Annotated in this window: 2 rRNA genes; both read left to right on the top strand. The window is 49.6% G+C overall.

The features are described from left to right. Positions 1 to 497: 497 nt before the first annotated feature. Positions 498 to 2,030, top strand: a 16S ribosomal RNA gene (locus tag D9603_RS12790). A 262-nt stretch (positions 2,031 to 2,292) separates the two neighbouring features. After that, positions 2,293 to 5,174 (top strand): 23S ribosomal RNA (locus D9603_RS12785). Together the 16S and 23S rRNA genes form the textbook arrangement of a ribosomal RNA operon. The last annotated feature ends 61 nt before the right edge of the window (positions 5,175 to 5,235 follow it).

Raw genomic sequence — 5,235 nt, 5'->3', positions numbered from 1 at the left:
AAAAAGGGTTGCACTTAAATCGGATCTCCCTATAATGCGCATCCACCGACACGGGGAGCAACGCTGAAAAGCAACGAGCCAACGAGTCGGGAGTCAAATAAAACTTGAGTTTGAATGCTTCGAAAGAAAATCAAAATTAAGTGTTGACAACAAATGGGAAATGCTTAGAATGCACAACCCTCAGCGCTAACGGCGCAGCGATGATAAGTCATCGCACCGGGTAACCGGAATGTTCTTTAACAATATGAAGCAATCATCTGTGTGGGCACTCGTACAGGTTGAGTTCTAACAGCAGAATCTAGTTCGCTAGATGACGCAAACAAATTTAGAGTCTCAATTGAACTGAGTGACCATAAGTTATTAAAAGATTCAGCCTTGAGCTGTTTTGATTTTACTTTTTTAAAAGTGAAAATAATAACGCACAGTCAATTCGTTCTTGGTAACAAGAACAAAATCAGAATTCAATGAGCATGAAACTTAGGTTTCAAAAAAACTTTTAATTGAAGAGTTTGATCATGGCTCAGATTGAACGCTGGCGGCAGGCCTAACACATGCAAGTCGAGCGGTAACATTTCTAGCTTGCTAGAAGATGACGAGCGGCGGACGGGTGAGTAATGCTTGGGAACATGCCTTGAGGTGGGGGACAACCATTGGAAACGATGGCTAATACCGCATAATGTCTACGGACCAAAGGGGGCTTCGGCTCTCGCCTTTAGATTGGCCCAAGTGGGATTAGCTAGTTGGTGAGGTAACGGCTCACCAAGGCGACGATCCCTAGCTGGTTTGAGAGGATGATCAGCCACACTGGAACTGAGACACGGTCCAGACTCCTACGGGAGGCAGCAGTGGGGAATATTGCACAATGGGCGCAAGCCTGATGCAGCCATGCCGCGTGTGTGAAGAAGGCCTTAGGGTTGTAAAGCACTTTCAGTCAGGAGGAAAGGTTAGTAGTTAATACCTGCTAGCTGTGACGTTACTGACAGAAGAAGCACCGGCTAACTCCGTGCCAGCAGCCGCGGTAATACGGAGGGTGCGAGCGTTAATCGGAATTACTGGGCGTAAAGCGTACGCAGGCGGTTTGTTAAGCGAGATGTGAAAGCCCCGGGCTTAACCTGGGAACTGCATTTCGAACTGGCAAACTAGAGTGTGATAGAGGGTGGTAGAATTTCAGGTGTAGCGGTGAAATGCGTAGAGATCTGAAGGAATACCGATGGCGAAGGCAGCCACCTGGGTCAACACTGACGCTCATGTACGAAAGCGTGGGGAGCAAACAGGATTAGATACCCTGGTAGTCCACGCCGTAAACGATGTCTACTAGGAGCTGGGGTCTTCGGACAACTTTTCCAAAGCTAACGCATTAAGTAGACCGCCTGGGGAGTACGGCCGCAAGGTTAAAACTCAAATGAATTGACGGGGGCCCGCACAAGCGGTGGAGCATGTGGTTTAATTCGATGCAACGCGAAGAACCTTACCTACACTTGACATACAGAGAACTTACCAGAGATGGTTTGGTGCCTTCGGGAGCTCTGATACAGGTGCTGCATGGCTGTCGTCAGCTCGTGTTGTGAGATGTTGGGTTAAGTCCCGCAACGAGCGCAACCCCTATCCTTAGTTGCCAGCGATTCGGTCGGGAACTCTAAGGAGACTGCCGGTGATAAACCGGAGGAAGGTGGGGACGACGTCAAGTCATCATGGCCCTTACGTGTAGGGCTACACACGTGCTACAATGGCAGGTACAGAGAGCAGCGAGCTAGCGATAGTGAGCGAATCCCTTAAAGCCTGTCGTAGTCCGGATTGGAGTCTGCAACTCGACTCCATGAAGTCGGAATCGCTAGTAATCGCGAATCAGAATGTCGCGGTGAATACGTTCCCGGGCCTTGTACACACCGCCCGTCACACCATGGGAGTGGGTTGCTCCAGAAGTGGATAGTCTAACCTTCGGGGGGACGTTCACCACGGAGTGATTCATGACTGGGGTGAAGTCGTAACAAGGTAGCCCTAGGGGAACCTGGGGCTGGATCACCTCCTTATACGATTTAGAACTTATTTGTTCGAAGTGTCCACACAGATGATTGTTGCTTGGCCTGATGGCTAAGTAATATTTGCTCTTTAAAAATTTGGAAAAGCTGAAAAATTAAATTCTGATAGATAACGTAAAGTTATTTATCGAGTTTTCGAAAGAAAATGCCGATTAATCATTTGTTTGATTGATTAGCGTCTACTTTAGTATTCAATATTAACTTCTGGCGAAGTTAAACTGTCTTTGACGATACAAACCATTTTGGGTTGTATGGTTAAGTGACTAAGCGTACACGGTGGATGCCTTGGCAGTTGGAGGCGATGAAGGACGTACTAACTTGCGATAAGCCTAGTCAAGCCAGTAAGAGGCGCTTGAGACTAGGATTTCCGAATGGGGAAACCCACCTGCTTGCAGGTATCGTTAACTGAATACATAGGTTAACGAGGCGAACGCGGAGAACTGAAACATCTAAGTACCCGTAGGAAAAGAAATCAACCGAGATTCCGAAAGTAGCGGCGAGCGAAATCGGAGCAGCCCTTAAGCTTTAGTGTAGTTAGTGGAACATGCTGGAAAGCATGACGAAACAGGGTGATAGTCCCGTACACGACAACTTATCTAAAGTGAAATCGAGTAGGTCGGAGCACGTGAAACTTTGACTGAATATGGGGGGACCATCCTCCAAGGCTAAATACTCCCAACTGACCGATAGTGAACCAGTACCGTGAGGGAAAGGCGAAAAGAACCCCTGTGAGGGGAGTGAAATAGAACCTGAAACCGTGTACGTACAAGCAGTAGGAGCCCTTCGAGGGTGACTGCGTACCTTTTGTATAATGGGTCAGCGACTTATATTCTGTAGCGAGGTTAACCATTTAGGGGAGCCGTAGCGAAAGCGAGTCTTAACTGGGCGCTTAAGTTGCAGGGTATAGACCCGAAACCCGGTGATCTAGCCATGGGCAGGTTGAAGGTCAGGTAACACTGACTGGAGGACCGAACCCACTAACGTTGAAAAGTTAGGGGATGACCTGTGGCTAGGAGTGAAAGGCTAATCAAACCGGGAGATAGCTGGTTCTCCCCGAAATCTATTTAGGTAGAGCCTCGGACGAATACTTACGGGGGTAGAGCACTGTTAAGGCTAGGGGGTCATCCCGACTTACCAACCCTTTGCAAACTCCGAATACCGTAAAGTACTATCCGGGAGACACACGGCGGGTGCTAACGTCCGTCGTGGAGAGGGAAACAACCCAGACCGTCAGCTAAGGTCCCAAAGTGTATGTTAAGTGGGAAACGATGTGGGAAGGCTAAAACAGCTAGGAGGTTGGCTTAGAAGCAGCCACCCTTTAAAGAAAGCGTAATAGCTCACTAGTCGAGTCGGCCTGCGCGGAAGATGTAACGGGGCTAAACATACCACCGAAGCTACGGCTGCGAACTTAGTTCGCGGGGTAGGGGAGCGTTCTGTAAGTGGCTGAAGGTGTGCCGGGAGGCATGCTGGACATATCAGAAGTGCGAATGCTGACATGAGTAACGATAATGCGGGTGAAAAACCCGCACGCCGGAAGACCAAGGGTTCCTATCCCATGTTAATCAGGGTAGGGTGAGTCGACCCCTAAGGCGAGGCTGAAGAGCGTAGTCGATGGGAAACGGGTTAATATTCCCGTACTTGGTATGAATGCGATGGGGGGACGGAGCAGGCTAGGCAAGCATGGCGTTGGTTGTCCATGTGAAAGGCTGTAGGCTGGCGACTTAGGAAAATCCGGGTTGCTAAGGCTGAGAGTCGAGACGAGCCACTAAGGTGGTGAAGTTGTTGATGCCCTACTTCCAGGAAAAGCCTCTAAGCTTCAGTTCATACTGAATCGTACCCTAAACCGACACAGGTGGTCAGGTAGAGAATACTAAGGCGCTTGAGAGAACTCGGGTGAAGGAACTAGGCAAAATTGTACCGTAACTTCGGGAGAAGGTACGCTCTTACTTGTGAAGACTTCGCGTCGTAAGCAGGCGAGAGCCGCAGTGACCAGGTGGCTGGGACTGTTTATTAAAAACACAGCACTGTGCAAAATCGTAAGATGACGTATACGGTGTGACACCTGCCCGGTGCCGGAAGGTTAATTGATGGGGTTAGCTTAGGCGAAGCTCTTGATCGAAGCCCCGGTAAACGGCGGCCGTAACTATAACGGTCCTAAGGTAGCGAAATTCCTTGTCGGGTAAGTTCCGACCTGCACGAATGGTGTAACCATGGCCACGCTGTCTCCACCCGAGACTCAGTGAAATTGAAATCGCAGTGAAGATGCTGTGTACCCGCGGCTAGACGGAAAGACCCCGTGAACCTTTACTACAGCTTGGCACTGAACATTGACCCTACATGTGTAGGATAGGTGGGAGGCTTTGAAGCGCAGACGCTAGTTTGTGTGGAGCCGACCTTGAAATACCACCCTTGTAGTGTTGATGTTCTAACTTAGGCCCCTGAATCGGGGTTGAGGACAGTGCCTGGTGGGTAGTTTGACTGGGGCGGTCTCCTCCCAAAGAGTAACGGAGGAGCACGAAGGTTTGCTAAGTACGGTCGGACATCGTACGGTTAGTGTAATGGTAGAAGCAAGCTTAACTGCGAGACAGACACGTCGAGCAGGTACGAAAGTAGGTCATAGTGATCCGGTGGTTCTGAATGGAAGGGCCATCGCTCAACGGATAAAAGGTACTCCGGGGATAACAGGCTGATACCGCCCAAGAGTTCATATCGACGGCGGTGTTTGGCACCTCGATGTCGGCTCATCACATCCTGGGGCTGAAGTCGGTCCCAAGGGTATGGCTGTTCGCCATTTAAAGTGGTACGCGAGCTGGGTTTAGAACGTCGTGAGACAGTTCGGTCCCTATCTGCCGTGGGCGTTTGAGAATTGAGAGGGGCTGCTCCTAGTACGAGAGGACCGGAGTGGACGAACCGCTGGTGTTCGGGTTGTGATGCCAATTGCATTGCCCGGTAGCTACGTTCGGAATCGATAACCGCTGAAAGCATCTAAGCGGGAAGCGAGCCTCGAGATGAGTTCTCACTTTGACTTAGAGTCAACTGAAGGGCCGTTGAAGACTACAACGTTGATAGGCGAGATGTGGAAGTGCTGTGAGGCATTAAGCTAACTCGTACTAATTACCCGTGAGGCTTAACCATACAACGCCAAAGTGGTTTAGCGACAGAAGTTAATAGACTGAAGTAGACAAAGAATTTAATA

Origin of the sequence: Pseudoalteromonas sp. PS5, assembly GCF_004103255.1 — a bacterium.
Classification (GTDB): Bacteria; Pseudomonadota; Gammaproteobacteria; order Enterobacterales; family Alteromonadaceae; genus Pseudoalteromonas; species Pseudoalteromonas peptidolytica.
Note: the sequence above shows the minus strand (reverse complement) of the source record. Positions and strands in the feature narration are given on the sequence as shown.